Origin of the sequence: Caecibacter sp. AF58-12pH5A (genome assembly GCF_027681725.1) — a bacterium.
In the GTDB taxonomy this organism is placed as follows: domain Bacteria; phylum Bacillota; class Negativicutes; order Veillonellales; family Megasphaeraceae; genus Megasphaera; species Megasphaera hominis.
Window position 1 is genome coordinate 110,597 of record NZ_JAQDBC010000002.1, and the last position, 17,055, is coordinate 127,651.

The window sequence follows — 17,055 nt, forward strand, 5'->3', positions numbered from 1 at the left end:
TTATCACGTGGATATATTCACTAGATTACCGATAGAGAAAAGATAATAGTATATATATCTAATAAAATGGAATAAAAAATATAAAAAATAAAATGAAACAAAAAAATAATATGGCCTTTTATCCATATTATATAACATCGAATTCAACCATGCAAAATATTAAACTTATGAATATATAAAAGTAATTAACTGGTTGATTTTTAAAATTTAGCTGAAAAAATGAATAATACATTAGTATTTATGTTAATGAATATAAAATTCAATAAATATATAGATAAAGGAAAGAGGTTTTCTTTTTGTAATTGGGACAAAAAAATTTAAAACCTGTTTTAAGCATTACTTAAAAGAATTTATATATTGACTTGAATGAATATATAAAAACGTAAACTTGAATTTTACAGGTATGTAATTATTCGCTACAATAAAAGAAAGTAAACACCGGTGTAACGAAAGTTTAATATTATATGTACGTAGATAGGTTTATTTCTATTTTAAAGGACGTGTGCACGAAATCTTTTTTTGAAAATTGTATATTTGTGGAGGTGTAGTTGTATGGAGTTTTTTGGCTTAATTGCTAAGGGCATGATGGCATACGCAGACTTTGTTTGGGGTTGGCCCTTATTGATCGGTACGTCGTTTGTCGCCGTATTCCTGTCTGCCCGTCTTGGTTTCTTCCAGTTTGCCTATTTTGGTCACGTTATGAAGAATACCTTTGGCAAAATCTTTGACAAAGGTTCAGGGGAAGGTAATATCAACCCCTTTAAGGCAGCCTGTACGGCCTTGGCCTCGACCTTGGGCGTTGGCAACATTGCCGGCGTTTCTGTAGCTATTGCTACAGGTGGTCCCGGTGCTGTCTTCTGGATGTGGTTCATTGCCATGCTCGGCTTGATCGTTAAATTCTCCGAAGTAACCCTCGGCCTGGCCTATCGTGAAAAAGACCCGGTATCCGGTGTTTGGCACGGCGGTTTCCCGTGGTACGTCAAACACGGCCTGGGTAAAAACTGGCGCTGGCTCTCTGTTATCTGGGCTGTTACCATGGCGGCCGGCATGATGTTTGCTCCGTCCATTCAGGCAGCAGAAATCTCCAACGCTATCAATACGGCCTTTGCCGTCAATCCGTACATCGTCGGCATTACCGTTGCCGTCCTCATGGCAGCTGTACTCCTGGGCGGCTTGAAGAGCGTATCGAACTTCGCCAATCTCGTCGTTCCTTTCATGGCTATCATTTATATCATCGGTGGTCTCTTCGTTATCATCGTCAACATCGACATGGTTCCCCATGCCTTTGCCTTGATCTTCAAGGATGCTTTTACAGGCGCTGCTGCTGAAGGCGGCTTTGCCGGCGGCACAGTCATGCTGGCAGTCCGCTGGGGCCTGGCCCGCGGTATTTATTCGAACGAAGCCGGTACAGGGACAGCACCGCTGGTTCATTCGTCTTCGTCTGTTAACCACCCGGTAAAACAGGGTCTCTGGGGTATTTTCGAAGTATTCTTCGATACGATCGTCGTTTGCACCATGACGGCTATGGTCGTCATGACATCCGGCCTCTGGGATACGGGGGTTTCCGGTTCTGCGTTGACGACAGCCGGCTTTGCCGCTGCCTTTGGCAGTGAAACGGCAGCAGCCATCTTTATTTCTGTTATCATTTCCTTCTTCGCCTTTACGACGTGCGTCGTCAACATTTACTACGGCGGCATCTGCTTGAACGCTCTTGGTGTTGAAGGCATTTGGATCAAGATTTATTACGCTGTAGGCTGTGCCTGGGCTATCGTCGGTGCTATCGGCGCTGCTAAGACACTGTGGTCGAGTTTCGATTTCTTCTATGGCACGTGCGTCATTTGCAACCTCATCGTCATCTTCCTCTTGAGCGGCAAGGTAAAACTCCTCGTCGACGACTACAAGCAACGCTTAAAGGATGGCAAGTGGGATGCATCGGCAGCCGATTGTGTAGCCCGCCTGGGTATCTGGCGCGATGAAGTGGCGTTAAAAGCGGAAGCAGAAGAAAATAAATAATAGTATCTGTTCCGTTAATCATAATTCTTATGAAGAGGCGATTGAGAATGAAGGAATTAGCAAAAAGAATTAGCAACGTAAAGGGATCAGCTATCCGCCGCATGGTAGGCAAATCGTACGGTATGGATAATGTTATCAGTTTTGCTTTGGGGGAACCGGATTTTGTGACGCCGCCGCACATTATTGATGCAGCTATTGAAGCCTTAAAGGAAGGGAAGACTTTTTATACACCGAACGCCGGTATTCCGGCCTTGCGCGATGCCATTGCCGACTCGTACGTAAAGCGCGGCATGCCGTACACGCGGGACAATGTCATCATTACCGTTGGCGGTACAGAAGCGCTGCTCCTGTCGGCACTGACCTTGTTAGATCCAGATGATGAAGTCATCATTTCTAACCCCTATTGGGCTAATTATGCTGGCCTCGTATCGGAAATGTATGCGAAACCTGTCTTGGTAGACGTGGCTGAAAAGAACGATTTCATGTTCGATCCGGAAGACCTGGAAAAGGCCATTACGCCGAAGACCAAGGCGATTCTCATGAATTTCCCGTCTAACCCGACAGGTGCCCTGGCGACGCGGGAAAACCTGGAAGGAATTGCCAAAGTAGCTGTAGACCATGACCTGTACGTCATTACAGACGAAATGTACCACCGTCTGCTCTATTCGGACGATGCCTTTGTTTCTCTGGCAGAAATGCCGGGCATGAAGGACCGGGCCATTATCGTCGATGGCTTTTCGAAAACCTATGCCATGACGGGCTGGCGCATTGGCTACGCCGTAGGCAACAAGGACGTCATTGCCGGCATGATCAAAATGCAGGAATCGGCTGTTTCCTGTGTCTTCGAACCGGTACAGCTGGCCGCTTTGGCAGCCATTACGGGTGATCAGCAGCCGGTAGCAGACATGCTCAAGAAGTATAAGGAAAGACGGGCTCTGATCTTAAACGGCCTGAACACCATGATGGATGGAAAAATTACGTGCCGGGAACCTTTAGGTGCCTTCTACGTATTCCCTAATATTACGAAAACAGGCCTTTCGTCAGAAGAATTCTGCAACCGGCTCTTAGAAGAACAACACGTCGTAGCCGTGCCGGGCACGGGCTTTGGCAGCAACGGTGAAGGCTTTATCCGCCTGTCCTATGCGACGAGTGAAGAAAAAATCCGCGAAGGTTTATTGCGTATCCAGTCGTTTATCCGTTCTCTTTGACGGCCCACCTCCTTGCCAGAGAGACGAACGCGTTTAAGTATATGCCTTAACCACACAAAAAGGACGTTTCCCCTTTTGAGGAAACGTCCTTTTTGTGTGCCGTATCAGGCATTATTTGTGTCTTCTGTTTTTTCCTTTTTGCTCAGGCCGTTGAAGATGAGGTTCAGGACAACGGCGGTAATACTGCCCAGGGTAATGCCGCTGTGCAGGACAATCTGGGACCACGACGGAAAGGCGTGGAAGAAATTCGGTACGGTCAGGGTAATCATGCTGACGCCGATGCTGATGGCGACGAGCATGAGGTTGTAATTGCCTTCGAAGTTTACCTTAGAAAGGGCCCGGACACCACTGGCGATGATCATGCCGAACATGGCAATGCCGGCGCCGCCGAGAACGGAGTTAGGAATGCAGGCAACGATGGCGGCCATTTTAGGCAACAGGCCCAGGCAGATGAGAATCAGGCCCGAAGCGGTGACGACGAAACGGCTCTTAATGCGCGTTAAGGCGATGAGGCCTACGTTCTGGGCAAAGGCCGTGTAGGGAAAGCTGTTGAAAATGCCACCAATGCAGGTAGACAGGCCGTCTGCGCGGAGGCAGCGGGCCAGTTCCTTGCGGCCAATGGGCTTATCGACGATTTCGCCGATTGCAATGCAGTCGCCCGTCGTTTCTACCATGGTGACGAACATGACGATGACCATGGAGAGGACCGAGCCGATATCAAAGACAGGCAAGCCGAAGGAAAAAGGCGTGACGATGTCAAACCAGTTGGCCCGTGTGACTTCGGCAAAATGAGCCTGGCCGAGGATGGTCGCTACAATCGTGCCGCCAATGAGGCCGATGAGTACGGCAATATTGCTGATAAAGCCTTTGCCGCAGCGGTAGAGCACGAGGACGATGGCCAAGGTGATGAAGGCCAGGAAGAGGTTCATCGGTCCGGCAAAGTCCGGAGACTGAGGACTGCCGCCACCACCAATCCAGACGACGGAAACCGGCAAGAGGGTAATACCGATGATGGTAATGATCGTGCCTGTAACGACAGGCGGGAAGAGGCGGATAAAGCGGCTGAAGAAGGGCGCCACGAGGAACGTCACCAGGCCGGCGGCAATAATCGCGCCGTACATAGCCGGCAGGCCGTGCTGGACACCGATGAGGCACATCGGTGTGACGGCGGCGAAGGTAACGCCCTGGATCATAGGAATACGGGCACCGACTTTCCAGAAACCGAGGGTTTGAATAAGTGTGGCAATACCACAGGTGAATAAGTCGGCGTTGATCAGGTGAATCAGCCGTTCAGCCGGCAAATTGAGGGCCTGGGCCAAAATAATCGGTACGGCAACGGCACCGGAATACATGGCCAGGACGTGCTGTAAGCCATAGGCGAAGAGCTTGCTGACAGGCAATATTTCGTCTACAGGATGCACAGAAGGAGTTGGTGTGAGAGAGTCCATGGTTTCACCTCAGGATTGGGAATGAAGGAAAGTGATAAGATTCTTGAAACATTGTTAAATTATAGCATATTTCCGGGCAATAACAACTTTTTTTTGACCAGGCTCTGTTTCTTGATGGATTAGCTGGATAAAAAGAATGCCGTTCCTGCTATGGGAACGATGATTACATAAAACGAATAAATATAATCTTGCAGAAGGAACACGTGTTTATTAAAATTAGATTAAAAAAGAGCGTTTCCTGTTGGCACGCTGGGATAAAACTAGTATGATAAACATATTCACTAATGTTTTTATGTTTTTATAGGATTCCTTTTTCGGAAAGAAGGTGCACTATGGAAAGTCGTGATAGTTTTAAATCAAGACTAGGGTTTATTTTGGTTAGTGCCGGGTGCGCCATTGGTATTGGCAATGTATGGAAGTTTCCGTATATTACAGGACAATACGGTGGCGCTGTGTTTGTCCTTTTTTATTTAGCCTTTTTGGTACTGATGGGCATTCCCGTTATGACCATGGAACTGGCCGTTGGCCGGGCCAGTGGTAAAAGCGTGCTCCTCGGCTTCCGCAAGCTGGAAAAGCCGGGAACGCCGTGGCATCTGCACGGCTGGGCCAGCCTTTTGGGTTGCTTTGTCCTCATGATTTATTACACGACCATTTCGGGCTGGATGCTCGATTATTTCTATAAGTTTTTGACGAATTCTTTTGCCGGGGCAACGCCGGAAGTCGTCGCCCAGACCTTTGATGCCATGATTGCCAATCCGCTGGAATTGACGGTCTTCATGGGTATTACCGTTCTGGCCGGCTTTTTCATCTGTTTTGGCGGTGTCGAAGAACGCCTGGAAGGCGTGACCAAGGTCATGATGATCGGCCTCCTGGGCCTTATTGTCATCTTGGCCATCAACAGTGTCCTCTTGCCCGGGAGCAGCGCCGGCCTTTCCTTCTACCTCATGCCTGATTGGGATAGAGCCATCGAAGCAGGCCTCGGCAATGTGGCTACGGCGGCGATGAACCAGGCTTTCTTTACCTTTTCTCTGGGCATGGGCTCTATGGAAATCTTCGCCAGCTACATGTCCAAGAATAACGGCCTGACCGGGGAATCCATGCGCATCGTTGCCCTCGATACGTTCGTGGCTATTATGGCAGGGATGATTATTTTCCCGGCTTGTTTTGCCTTTGGCGTAGAGCCCGATGCCGGTCCGTCCCTGATCTTTATTACCTTGCCGAATATTTTCATCAACATGTCGTGGGGCCAGTTCTGGGGCGTACTCTTCTTCGTATTCATGACCTTTGCCAGCTTTTCTACCGTTACGGCTGTCTTTGAAAACCTCATTTGCACGTGCATGGATAACTTTGGCTGGAGCCGTAAGAAAGCCGTCTATATCCTGTTGCCGGCTATCTTCTTCTGCAGCCTGCCGTGCGTCCTGGGCTTCAACCTTTGGCAGGACGTGACGCTCATCGGTGACCGGGGCATCCTCGATAGTGAAGACTTTATTGTCAGCAACCTGATTCTGCCCATTGGTTCCCTCATCTTTGCCCTCATCTTTGCCCTCTTCTGCTCGTGGAAATACGGCTGGGGCTTTGATGGCTATTTGAAAGAAGTAAACACGGGTGATGGCCTGAAAATGCCTGCCTGGGTACGGCCGTATTTCAAATATGTCCTGCCTGTCCTCATTGCCGTCATCATCGTACGCGGTTTGATCTAATAGAAAAAGAGATATTGCCTGGATGTGTTCCTTGGCAATATCTCTTTTTTTTACGGCTGTGCCTGGCCGGTGACACTGGCCCACTGTTCATTAATCGCTTCAGCCATGAGCTGTTTGCCCCGGCTGTTTAAGTGAATGCCATCGATGCCCAGCTCGTAAGGGAGGTCGTGGTCTTCCGGTATTTTTGTAGCCAGGTCAATATGGGGTTGCTGGCGGATCCATTCGTTGACCTTTTGGAAGCGTTCCCGCCAGTTTTCAGCTGTAGGCTCGTTGAAGGCGCGCTTAATGTTTTCCGGGTTCAAGGGCGGCAAGGTCAGGAAAACCGGCTGGATGCCATTTTCCCGGCACTTTTCTTCGATGCTTGCCAGATTGCTGATGACCTCGTCGGCACTGGTCCAGCCGCGCAGGCTGTTGCTGCCGGTCATGATGATGAGATAGCGCAAATGGAAGGGCAGGACATCCCGGTTGAAACGGTCCAGTGTCATTTGGCTCGTGTCACCGCTGTCAGAGAGGTTGATCGTATCGAAATCCAGGTAATATTGGTAGCTGTATTCCCAGTCTGACGGGGAATAGGATAAGTCGCCGCCACCGTGGCTGATGCTGTCGCCCAGGGTGCCGACCGTATAAGGTTTGTCAGGATTGATGCTCATAGGCTGGGGCGGGCAGAAAACACCGAGCGGCTGGCCATTCTTGTCTAGGGCCCGGACGCGCCAATAGAGCAGCTGCGTAGATATGCGGGGACTGTCGTCATACCAGTCGAACCAATGGGACACGCCGCGCCCCATGACCTGGCTGTCTGCTGCCGGTTCGTCCGGCCGGACATTGGCATCGGTGAGGATTTCTACGTCATACGTCGCAGCGTTGTGTATGGGTACCCAGTTGTAGACCGGGTAGAGGAGGGTTGTACCGTTGCCTGTATTGAAGTGGCTCAGCGGTTCCGGATATAAAGGCGTCTGCACGGCCGGGTCGACGTACATCGTTTCTGCCGGCGAATAGGCTGTCATAGGCTGATTGTCGAAATTGAGGGCCCGCACGCGCCAGGTAACGTCGCCTTTAGGCGTGTTGGCCGGCAGGGCTGCGTTATAGCCGGCGACGAAGATATGCGCGTCATGGATCGGTGTGGCGTTGGGGACGTCTATTTCGATTTCATAGGATACGGCGCCTAGGACCTTGTCCCAGCGCAGCGTCGGGTGCAGGGAGGCCGGGTTTTCTGCCGTGTAATGGGAAAGAATTTGCGGCGGTTCGTGGTCGTAGATTTCCCGGACCTCGTCAAGGGGAATTTCCCGTATAGCCGCTGCTGCGGCGGGTTTTTCTGAGAGAGGTGCCTGGACCGGCTGGGCGGCTGTTGCTGTGGTGGTCAGGCAGAGGGCAGAAAGTAAAAGTAAAAGCGTACGGTTTATAGACATAAAGGCCTCTTTCTTTTTCGTGAAAAAATAGATAGACGGTACTTCTTCTTGTATTCTAGAGAAAAGTGTCCTGAATTTCAAGGGGCCCCTTTTGCCATATGGAACGGATACTGGCTTCAGCAGGCAAAGAGGCGTATAATGAGAAAAATGTAAGCTTCCAATACGCAAAAAACGGAGATGATACGCACTATGGCGGCGCTGCATTTATCGGTCTGGCATATTTTAATTTTATTGGCTACTGTGGCACTGGTCATCGGCACCGGTTTTTATGTGGGCCGGTCTGTCCGCTCGGCTGATTCGTACAGCCTCAACGGCCGTTCAGCCGGTCCCTGGCTCGTTGCCGGCTCCATTGCCGGTACCGTAGTTGGCGGCGGCTCTACTGTGGGCACGGCGCAGTTTGCCTTTTCCTTTGGCCTTTCGGCATGGTGGTTTACCTTGGGTGCCGGCCTGGCCTTTTGTCTCATGGGGCTTTTTTACGCCAAGCGTCTGCGGCGCACGAATTTGACGACGATTCCCCAATATTTGTCCCTTCATTACGGCAAACGGGCTGAAGAAGCGGCCGGTATCATTTCCTCCGTAGGGATCCTCTTCAGTGCCGTTGCCAGCTGTATCCCCGGTATTGAAATCATCGCCGCCCTCTTTCGTATTTCTGCCTGGCAGGCAGCCCTCGTCCTGATCCTGCTCGTGGCAGGCTACACCTTTTTCGGTGGTATGAAGAGTGCCGGCGTGGGCGGTATCCTGAAGATGGCGATTATTTGGATTTCTCTCGCTATTGCCGGCGGCTCGGCGGCTTACAGCCTCTGGTCGCTGCCTACCTTAGGCGTCAGCTTTCCTGCGTCTGCCTTTAACCTCTTTGGCCAGGGCGGCAGTACGGCCTTGGCAAATCTCTTGGCCCTCATCGTCGGTGTTTTCTGTACGCAGACCTACATTCAGGCTGTCTTTTCGGCAGCGAAACCGGCCGTGGCTTCCCTGGGCTGTTTTGTCGCGGCGTTGATCGTCATTCCCGTAGGCCTGCCTTCTGTCAGCATCGGCATGTATATGCACTATTTTGCGCCCCAATCGCTGCCGGTACTGGTCCTGCCCTTATATCTGACGGAGCATCAGCCGGTCCTCGTCGCCGGCGTCGCCTTAGGCGGCATTATGCTCAGCCTCATCGGCTCCATTGGCGGCCTGTCACTGGGTATTGGCACGATGGTGTCGCACGACATCCTGTCGCCGCTATTGGGCATCCGGGAGGATAAAAAGCTGCTGCGCCTGACCCGGGCCAGTGTCCTCGGTGTCATGGTCGTCGCCTGCGGTATCGCTATTGTCAACCAGGATACGGAAGTTCTCTTTTGGAATTATCTCTCTATGGGCCTGCGCGGTGGCGGTATTTTCCTGCCCCTGACGCTGGCTGTCTTTTGGCCGGGTCACGTGAAGGCCGTGTGGGTCGTCATTTCTATGCTGGGCAGTACGGTGGCAGCCATGCTCGCGTCTACAGTCATTCCGTTGCCCTTTGATCCGCTTTTTGCCGGCCTCTTGGTGAGCCTGGCCCTCCTCGTACCGGGACTTCGCTGGCAAAAGCAGCCGCTTCTCGTACAGGAACGGCGTGAATAGTGTGTGCGTAGTACTTTATAGCGACAAAGAAGCCGCAGCGGGAAGCATTCCTGCTGCGGCTTTTATCAATTGGCCGGGTCTTTTTTTTCTGTTTCTTTTTCTTCTGTTGCCGGTGCCGGCGCCTGGACGTAGACCACGCGCTGCGGGAACGGAATATCGATGCCTTCGCTGTCAAAGCGGTCTTTGACGCGGGACATGGTGTCGTAGAATACAGGCAGATAGTCGTCGCCATGTACCTGTGGATAGGCGACGATGCGGACGGAGCTGTCGGCAAATTCCTTAATGCCAATTTCCAGTGTATCGTTATTGAGGATGCGCGGATCAGAGCGGAAAATATCCTGGAGTACGGCAATGGCGTGGTGATGATCGTTCTGATAGCCTATGTCGAAGAGAAATTCAATGTAGCGGTCTTGCTGATAGGAACTGTTCGTGACCTTCGTCGATGTAATGACCGAGTTGGGAATAAAGACCGTACGGTTATCCTTGGTAATGATCGCCGTATTCAGCATCTGAATGCCTTTAATGCTGCCGCTCACGTCGTTAATGGAAACCCAGTCACCGGCCTTGAAGGGCTTAAATATAAGAATCAGCAGGCCTGAAGCAAAGTTGGACAGGTTGTTTTGCAGGGCCAGACCGACGGCGAGGCCGAAGGCACCAAAGGCAGCCAGGAAGGAGTCCGTCGGAATACCGGCCTTATTGAGGGCCGATAAGAGGACGATGGCCATCATGGCATAGTAGACCAGCTGGCTGACGAAGGTAATGACCGTGTGGTCGTAATTGGCATGGGTCATCATGCGGACGGCTATATTTTTTAAGCCTTTGGCAATATAGAGGCCGATGATGAAGATGACGACGGCATAGATGATGTCTGGACCGTGATTGATGAGGATTTCCTTCATCTGATCCAAGGCAGTGACACTCTGGGTCACCTGATTTTGTACATCTGTGCGTACAGCTGAAGCTGCTGTATCAGCCGTATTGGAAGCTAAAGCCATGGGCACTTCTCCTTTCAAACGATAAAAACACGGTTACGTATTCCATTTTAAGCGGTTTATCCTGCCTTGTACAGGGGGCAGGACGCATTTGCCCCGGGCGGGAGCTATTGGAATTCCCTGTGGCAGGTAATGCGCCAGACCATGACGTACATGACGACCAGTAAGGCCGTAACCAGGGCAAATGATGCGTAGAGACTGCTGTAGCTGGCAATATAGCCCAGAACGGCCGGCGCTACGAGAATGCCGGCGTAGCCAATGGTACTGACGGCGGCAATGGCCTCTGTTACGGGAACCAGTTTTTGCCGGCCCAGGAAGGAATAAAAGAGCGGTACCGTGTTGGCACAGCCGATGCCGATGCAGATATAACAAGAAAAAAGGAGCCACGGCGACGTACCCGCGAGGAGGCCGCAAAAACCGAGGCCGGCTATGGGCAGACTGGCCAGCAGAATCTGGCGGGCACCGATGTGGCTGGCCAGGGCATCGCCAAATAAACGGACGACGAAGACGCTGGCTGTAAATAAGGTCAGACCCAGGCTGGACTGCGACATGGGAACGGCTTTTTCCGTCGTCATAAAGATGCCGCTCCAGTCGTTGATAGAGCCTTCAATCAAAAAGGAGAGCGTGCAGATCAGGCTGACCATGAGAATCGGTCCTCTGGGCAGGTGCAGACGGGCAGACGTGCTTTTTTCCGATTGCCGCATGAGATGCGGAGAGAAATACAGTACCAGAACGAGGATGAGTAAACTGCTGATGAGTGTCGTCACGCGGTCTGATAGACGGAAATGGAGAAGCACGCTAAAACAGGCAGCACCGGCAAAATTTCCTAACGACCAAAGCGCGTGGAGACCGGACATGATCCTCTTTTTGACCAGCCGTTCCATCATGATGCCGTTAATATTGACGACGACATCCATCAGTCCCAGAAGCGCTCCTAAGAGGAGGGCCAGGCAAACGGCACCCATATAGGAAGGGACGAGGCAGAGCCCCAAAAAGACCAGTGGCAAGAGAACTCCGGCAACGGTAAGCGGCCGGCGGCAGCCATAGCGGGACGCGATCTTCCCGGCAAAGACCATCATCATGAGCGCACCCAGGCCCAGACAGAGCAAGAGCAGGCCCAGATCGTCATCGGGAATGGCCAGGCGTTGTTTGAGAAAGGGAATGATGGCTGCCCACGTTGTAAAGCCAAAGCCGCCGAGGAAGTAAAAAGACCGGGCTGCGTTCAGTTGTCGTTTCGTTGTGGTCATGAAATTCACCTCGTAAAAAAAATCCGCATCGAAAGGGATGCGGAAGTGGTGGAATTAGGGGGACTCGAACCCTCGACCTCCACGATGTGAGCGTGGCGCTCTAACCGGCTGAGCTATAATTCCATGAAATAACAATTACATTATAACGTATAAGAAAAATATTGCAAGAAAAAAAGAAAAGCCTGTACAGGACGAGGAAACTTTTTTGAGAAAACGAAAAAAAGCTGTTGACGGATTCAGTAGCAAATGATATAATCCTTTTTGTAGTTGTGACATGGGGGTATAGCTCAGCTGGGAGAGCGCTTGCATGGCATGCAAGAGGTCAGGAGTTCGATCCTCCTTATCTCCACCATATCAGAAAACACACTGTCTAAGGCAGTGTGTTTTTTTTATGTCCTGCAGCAGGTCTGTAGGATAATTTTATAACCGTTCATTATTAATTAATTGATATTTGCAACAAAAAGCCATTCCTCCAAAACAGATTTCCTTAAAAAGTGGAAGATAAGCATTGCCTATGGTAAAATGAAGAAGATTATACGATAGATGTAGTACGGGAATGCGCGGAAGAGGGAGGCCGTCATGGCGGGAAGAAGTCATAAAGTACTTTGTTTGGGCTTGCGGGAGGCCATTGCCTTGCCGCTCATACAACTATTTAAGAAAGAAAACTGGCAGGTCTTCTTTATGGGGAAAGACGCACCTGCCTATGATGATGCCCGTTCCTATATGCTGGATATCATGGAAGAAGGAGCAGAGCAGGTCTTTCGTGTCCGGCGGCCGGACTTGCTGCTCGTCGGCTTGCGTGCCTTGAATGGTCCCCAGGGAGCGGCCCAGCTGGAGCGCATTCTTGCCTTAGCAGAAAAAAGCCATACAGGCAAGATCATTCTCCTCTCCGGGGCTGAAGTCTTCGCGCCGGAAACGGACGGTGCGACAGAAGAGATGACGCCCAACCCGGTGACCCGGGAAGGCCGGGCCCTGGCCTGCTTGGAAGCCTTGGCCCTGGCGTGGAAGCGCTATAGCCGCCTGCAGCTGACCATCGTCCGCGTACCCGAAGTATACGGGCCGGGCAACCGCACCCAGGATGGCCTCATGGGCACTTTTTTTAGTGCCATCGCCAAGGGAACTGCCATGCCGCATTGGACAAGGGAATACAAACGGGATTTTCTGGCGGCAAGGGATCTCTTTTATGGTATTTTAGAGCTGCAGAAGCGCCAATATACTGATGATTTCCTGCACCTGAGTACAGGCCAGGGCCTGACCTGTCAGGAGTTTTTCCAAATCGCGGCCAAGAGCATCCCGCACTTGCCGGCAGAACTAGACGATGAGTCCCTGCCTTACGGCCAGGCCATTTTGTCACCGCAAAAAGCGGCCCGGACCCTGGGCTGGCAGGCCCGCCGCTCCCTGCCGGAAACGATACCCCTGCTGTATCACCGGCTGCAGACGGCTCTGGCAGAAAGTGCGGACCAACAGGAAAAACGGCAAAAGCATGGCTGGCAGAACCGCCTGAATGAAGAGCGCATGCCCTACGCGGAAAATGTTGCCGGTGCCCTGTTGATGCTGGCCTTTCAGTATGTGCAGGGAAATACAGTCAGCTCCCTTACGGGTTTTGACCTCTGTTATGTATATATTGCCGTTATGGGGCTCTTGTATGGCCGGCGTCAGGCTTTGCTTGCCGTGTTTTTTTCCGTCCTCATTTTTGCCCAGCGCCTGTTCGTCCTCGATTCGACACTGCTGACGCTTTTATATTTGCCACAGCACCTGATTCATCTCGTTTCCTATGCCTTTGTCGGCATGGTGACGGCCTATTTCAAGGAAGAACAAAACTTCAAACTCGCCGCTGCCAAATGGCAGGAAAAGCACGACCGTGAGGCCTATCATTTTCTGCGCAACCTCTTTGAAGAAAATGTCCAGATCAAGGACCAGCTTTATCGGCAGATCGTCAATTCCGATGACAGCATTGGCCGTTTATATTACATTATCCGCAAACTCGATACGGCTGAGCCGGAAAACCTCTTTACGCAAACGGCAGTCGTAACGGCAGAAATCCTCAATGTAGAAAATGTCATCATTTATGTCGTCAGCCCTAACCGCCAGTATTTGCGGCAAAAGGTACGCGTTGGCCAGGGAACCCTTTCGCGGGCCCGTTCCCTGCGCGTTGCCGAGTATCCCTATTTGCAGGATGTCTTAGCCGGCAAGAGTATCTTTGTCAACCGTGAGCTCAGCCGGGAAGCACCGGATCTGGCCGCACCCATCGTGTATCAAGGCAACGTTATGGCGGTGATCCAGGTGTACGATCTCAATTTTGACCAGTGGAGTATGTACCAGCAAAACCTGCTGGCCATTACGGCCCGCCTCGTATCGTCATCCCTGGCCCGGGCGTATACGTGGGAACAGGAAACGCAGGCCCGCCGCTACGTAAAGGGAACGCGCATCCTGAAGGAAGAGGAATTTGCCAAAATCCGGGAGGAATACCGGAAACGCCGGGAAATCCAGCGGGACTACAGCATCAAGCTGTTACAGGTCGAGGCACCGCAGGGAAACTACGAACGGCTCGATACGCTTCTCGAGGGAAAAATCCGGGCGGAAGATTTCGTCGGCCTTTGGCAGGGAAAAACTTGGCTACTCTTGCCGGATAGTACGGACGCAACACTTACGCTCGTGCGGGAGCGCCTGGAAAAGGCCGGTATCCGGACCGGGGAAAGCAGGGAGATCGTATGACGGAACTGGCTTTTTGGCTTTTTTACGGCCTCTCGGCAGCCTTGTATGGTGTCTATGCCTGGAAAAAAAGAGATAACTCCCTGCAGGCTTTAGCAGAATTGGCCGTCGTGCTCTGCTTGCCTGTAGCCGGCGTCGTCCTGCTCAGTCTGGCCCGCTGTCTGCGCCGCTTTGTGCCGTCTGAGGCGTCCGTCCTTACAGAGGCTGTACCAGAGGAGGTCAATTTCGGCCTGGGCGACCGGGATTACAATGGCAACATGGTGCCTTTAAACGATGTCTATCTCTTAGGTGATGCCCGGATGAAACGCCGTTTTTTTACGGATTCCATTAAGCAGGACGTCGTCAGCAACCAGTCTATCCTGCGCCGGGCCATTCAGGATGAAGACCGGGAAATTGCCTACTATGCCGTTTCCCTTCTCACGGCGAAAATGGAAGCTTTAGGGGAAGAAATCCATAGCCTGGAAGCGCAGCTGCAGACGGCACCGGCAGAAGACCATGCCCTCATGGACCGTTACGCTGCGTGCCTGAAGGAATTTCTCACGAACCGCTATGGTGATGGGGCTACGCGTACCCGGCAGGAACAGGCCTATATCCGCGTTCTCGACGTATTGGCACAGAAGATGCCCGAACGCTCCATTTATTACGAAGAAGAAATCAAAGCCCTCTTGGCAGAACACCGGATTGACGAGGCGGCACAGGTATGCCGGCGCTTTTACCAGCACCATAAACAGGATGAACGGCCTATCCTCATGGAAATTCGCATCCATCAGGCCCGGCGGGAACCGCAGGCCCTGCAAGCGTGCATTCGCCAGCTGAAGGCCTTGCCGCAAGCGCTTACGCCGGAGGCACTGGCGGTCCTGCGCTACTGGGATGAGGAGGTAAGCCATGAATAAACGCGGTATTTACATCCTCCTTTTTATCGTCATCGCCTTGGGGTTCTTTTTCCAGTACACCCGTCTCGATGGCTTTTTGCACCTCAATCCGGCAGCCAACCGCTTTCTGCACCTGGAAGAAACCTATATGGATCCCGACTGGGGCCAAGCCGAAAATCTGCCTGTCGAAACGTATATCGTTTTTTATGATCCGGCTAGTGTACGCAGTATGTATACGCTGCATAACACGCAGGACATGCTCCTTAGCAAGAAGAAAAAGATTGAAGCCCATCCCTTGCAGGAAAAGGTGACTATCGACAAGGCGGCACAGGGCGTCGTCATCGCGACGGGCAGGGTGGCAGAAATCGCCTCCCTGCCGGAGATTCTCCACTATGTCGAACAAGGCGGCACGGCCGTCGTCCTGCAGGAACCGGTCGTCACCGGCGATAAGGCGCCGGCACCGGAACTGTTGCAGAAATTGGGTATTAACGGTCTCAAGGGAGATGGCAAGGCCAAGAGCGTCACAGGTCTCTCCCTGGTGACTAACTTCCTCATTGGCGGCAAGGGCGAGAAAATCATGACGGGCCGTTCGTACATGACTATGGCCCTGCCCCTTTCGCTGACACCGGAAGCTATCGTACACATGACCGACAGCAGTGGCAGCGTGCCCCTAGTGTGGCAGGAACCGCTGGGCCAGGGGAATATTTATTGCTACAACGGCCTGGAACGGGAGGATAAGTCCAACCGGGGCCTGCTCATGGCCATGCTGGCTCATTGCGGCACGGATACCGTCTACCCTGTCGTAGGCTGCAAGATCTTTTTCATCGATGATTTCCCAGCGCCTGTGCCGGAAGGCTATTACGAACGTATTTATAACGAAACGGGCCTCTCGACGTCGGAATTTTACCGCAAGGCCTGGTGGCCTTTTATGAAGGAACTGGCACAGAAAGAAAAGATCAAGTTTACAGGCGTCATTATTGAAAATTACAATGACCGCGTGACACCGCCCTTTGAGCCGCAAGGCGGCCGTACGGCCAGGGATGCGCTCGTCGTCTATGGCCACGAGCTCCTCAATATGGGCGGAGAAATGGGCCTGCACGGCTATAACCACCAGCCCCTGGTGCCACCGGGCTATCAGGATCATGAACCGGAATACGTACCCTGGACCAGTGAACAGGATATGGAAGACAGCCTGCAGGAATTGCGCCGCTACGTATATAACGCGTACCCGAAGTATTCCTTCGAGGTCTACGTGCCACCGTCGAATATTCTCAGTCCTATGGGCAAGGAAGTGCTGAAACAGGTCTTCCCGGAACTGCAGATCTTTGCTTCGCTTTATGACGGGCCGGCTGATGAACACGCTTACTATCAGGATTTTGTCCGCGAACCAGACGGCCGCTACGACATTCCCCGCGTGTCTTCAGGCTACGTGCCGGACCAATCAGCCGTCTATGAGGAAATCAACACGATTAATGCCTACGGTGTCTTCAATCACTTCGTTCATCCTGATGAAATGTTTTACGAAGAAAGTGCCAAGTGGACGTGGCAAGAAATGCGCGACAGCCTGTCGGCCTTCGTTCACGAGCTGGGCCAGCGCTATCCCTGGCTTCAGGCGGTGACAGCCTCGGAAAGCCTGCCTTACTTTGATACGTATTACGATCTTGATTACCGCATCGAACGATCGCCGGAAATGCTCGTCCTCCATTGCCGGAAATACGTGAAGGAAGCCCGCTTCCTGGTGCGCTCCCAACGAAAGCTCGATCACGCCCAGGGCTGCCGCGTAAGCAAGGTCGAGGATGGCGTCTATTTTGTCCGTGTTACGGACCCGGTGGTCCGTGTGTATTGGCAGAAAGGAGACTGA

At 52.0% G+C, this 17,055-nt stretch carries 11 protein-coding genes and 2 tRNA genes; 8 read left to right on the forward strand and 5 right to left on the reverse strand.

What is annotated here, in order from left to right; genetic code table 11:
* The first annotated feature begins 552 nt into the window (after positions 1-552).
* Complete coding sequence (locus PGX44_RS01780; RefSeq protein WP_498854018.1) at positions 553-2,013, forward strand: alanine/glycine:cation symporter family protein; 1,461 nt, start codon at positions 553-555, stop codon at positions 2,011-2,013.
* 47 nt (positions 2,014-2,060) lie between these two features.
* A complete protein-coding gene (locus PGX44_RS01785; RefSeq protein WP_498854019.1) occupies positions 2,061-3,221 on the forward strand; it encodes a pyridoxal phosphate-dependent aminotransferase in 1,161 nt (386 codons plus the stop codon).
* A gap of 104 nt (positions 3,222-3,325) precedes the next feature.
* On the opposite strand, the gene PGX44_RS01790 is transcribed toward PGX44_RS01785, so the two are convergent.
* Entirely contained in the window at positions 3,326-4,669 is a 1,344-nt protein-coding gene (locus PGX44_RS01790) for a nucleobase:cation symporter-2 family protein (RefSeq protein ID WP_498854020.1), read from the reverse strand.
* A 332-nt stretch (positions 4,670-5,001) separates the two neighbouring features.
* Here PGX44_RS01790 and PGX44_RS01795 point away from each other — a divergent pair, with 332 nt between their 5' ends.
* The gene (locus PGX44_RS01795) at positions 5,002-6,369 is read left to right on the forward strand and encodes a sodium-dependent transporter (RefSeq protein ID WP_498854021.1); all 1,368 of its coding nucleotides are present in this window, start codon (positions 5,002-5,004) and stop codon (positions 6,367-6,369) included.
* Between the two features lie 50 nt (positions 6,370-6,419).
* Here PGX44_RS01795 and PGX44_RS01800 read toward each other — a convergent pair whose 3' ends face one another.
* Positions 6,420-7,775: an SGNH/GDSL hydrolase family protein gene (locus PGX44_RS01800; RefSeq protein WP_498854022.1), complete on the reverse strand. Its 1,356-nt coding sequence runs from the start codon at positions 7,773-7,775 to the stop codon at positions 6,420-6,422.
* Between the two features lie 189 nt (positions 7,776-7,964).
* Between PGX44_RS01800 and PGX44_RS01805 the strand changes: the two genes are divergently transcribed.
* Positions 7,965-9,371 (forward strand): sodium:solute symporter family protein, encoded by a 1,407-nt coding sequence (locus PGX44_RS01805; RefSeq protein WP_498854023.1) that lies wholly within the window; start codon positions 7,965-7,967, stop codon positions 9,369-9,371.
* 65 nt (positions 9,372-9,436) lie between these two features.
* On the opposite strand, the gene PGX44_RS01810 is transcribed toward PGX44_RS01805, so the two are convergent.
* From PGX44_RS01810 to PGX44_RS01820, 3 genes are all read right to left on the reverse strand, one after another.
* Positions 9,437-10,366 carry a mechanosensitive ion channel family protein gene (locus tag PGX44_RS01810; protein WP_186502760.1) on the reverse strand — a complete coding sequence of 310 codons (930 nt, stop codon included), beginning with the start codon at positions 10,364-10,366 and terminating at the stop codon, positions 9,437-9,439.
* 104 nt (positions 10,367-10,470) lie between these two features.
* The gene (locus PGX44_RS01815; RefSeq protein ID WP_498854024.1) at positions 10,471-11,610 is read right to left on the reverse strand and encodes an MFS transporter; all 1,140 of its coding nucleotides are present in this window, start codon (positions 11,608-11,610) and stop codon (positions 10,471-10,473) included.
* A 46-nt stretch (positions 11,611-11,656) separates the two neighbouring features.
* Positions 11,657-11,733 (reverse strand) — tRNA-Val (locus PGX44_RS01820).
* A 153-nt stretch (positions 11,734-11,886) separates the two neighbouring features.
* Here PGX44_RS01820 and PGX44_RS01825 point away from each other — a divergent pair.
* The 4 genes from PGX44_RS01825 to PGX44_RS01840 all read left to right on the forward strand — a co-directional run bounded on the left by PGX44_RS01825 (position 11,887) and on the right by PGX44_RS01840 (position 17,055).
* Positions 11,887-11,962: transfer RNA gene (locus tag PGX44_RS01825), tRNA-Ala, on the forward strand.
* Between the two features lie 227 nt (positions 11,963-12,189).
* The gene (locus PGX44_RS01830; RefSeq protein ID WP_498854025.1) at positions 12,190-14,325 is read left to right on the forward strand and encodes an NAD-dependent epimerase/dehydratase family protein; all 2,136 of its coding nucleotides are present in this window, start codon (positions 12,190-12,192) and stop codon (positions 14,323-14,325) included.
* Complete coding sequence (locus PGX44_RS01835; RefSeq protein WP_498854026.1) at positions 14,322-15,215, forward strand: hypothetical protein; 894 nt, start codon at positions 14,322-14,324, stop codon at positions 15,213-15,215. Before PGX44_RS01830 ends, PGX44_RS01835 begins: the two co-directional genes overlap by 4 nt.
* Positions 15,208-17,055, forward strand: coding sequence for a DUF2194 domain-containing protein (locus tag PGX44_RS01840; protein WP_498854027.1), 1,848 nt, complete (start codon positions 15,208-15,210; stop codon positions 17,053-17,055). Before PGX44_RS01835 ends, PGX44_RS01840 begins: the two co-directional genes overlap by 8 nt.

Coding starts and splice junctions, on each gene's coding strand:
- PGX44_RS01780 (WP_498854018.1), top strand. CDS start 553: ATGGAGTTTTTTGGCTTAATTGCTAAGGGCATGATGGCATACGCAGAC.
- PGX44_RS01785 (WP_498854019.1), top strand. CDS start 2,061: ATGAAGGAATTAGCAAAAAGAATTAGCAACGTAAAGGGATCAGCTATC.
- PGX44_RS01790 (WP_498854020.1), bottom strand. CDS start 4,669: ATGGACTCTCTCACACCAACTCCTTCTGTGCATCCTGTAGACGAAATA.
- PGX44_RS01795 (WP_498854021.1), top strand. CDS start 5,002: ATGGAAAGTCGTGATAGTTTTAAATCAAGACTAGGGTTTATTTTGGTT.
- PGX44_RS01800 (WP_498854022.1), bottom strand. CDS start 7,775: ATGTCTATAAACCGTACGCTTTTACTTTTACTTTCTGCCCTCTGCCTG.
- PGX44_RS01805 (WP_498854023.1), top strand. CDS start 7,965: ATGGCGGCGCTGCATTTATCGGTCTGGCATATTTTAATTTTATTGGCT.
- PGX44_RS01810 (WP_186502760.1), bottom strand. CDS start 10,366: ATGGCTTTAGCTTCCAATACGGCTGATACAGCAGCTTCAGCTGTACGC.
- PGX44_RS01815 (WP_498854024.1), bottom strand. CDS start 11,610: ATGACCACAACGAAACGACAACTGAACGCAGCCCGGTCTTTTTACTTC.
- PGX44_RS01830 (WP_498854025.1), top strand. CDS start 12,190: ATGGCGGGAAGAAGTCATAAAGTACTTTGTTTGGGCTTGCGGGAGGCC.
- PGX44_RS01835 (WP_498854026.1), top strand. CDS start 14,322: ATGACGGAACTGGCTTTTTGGCTTTTTTACGGCCTCTCGGCAGCCTTG.
- PGX44_RS01840 (WP_498854027.1), top strand. CDS start 15,208: ATGAATAAACGCGGTATTTACATCCTCCTTTTTATCGTCATCGCCTTG.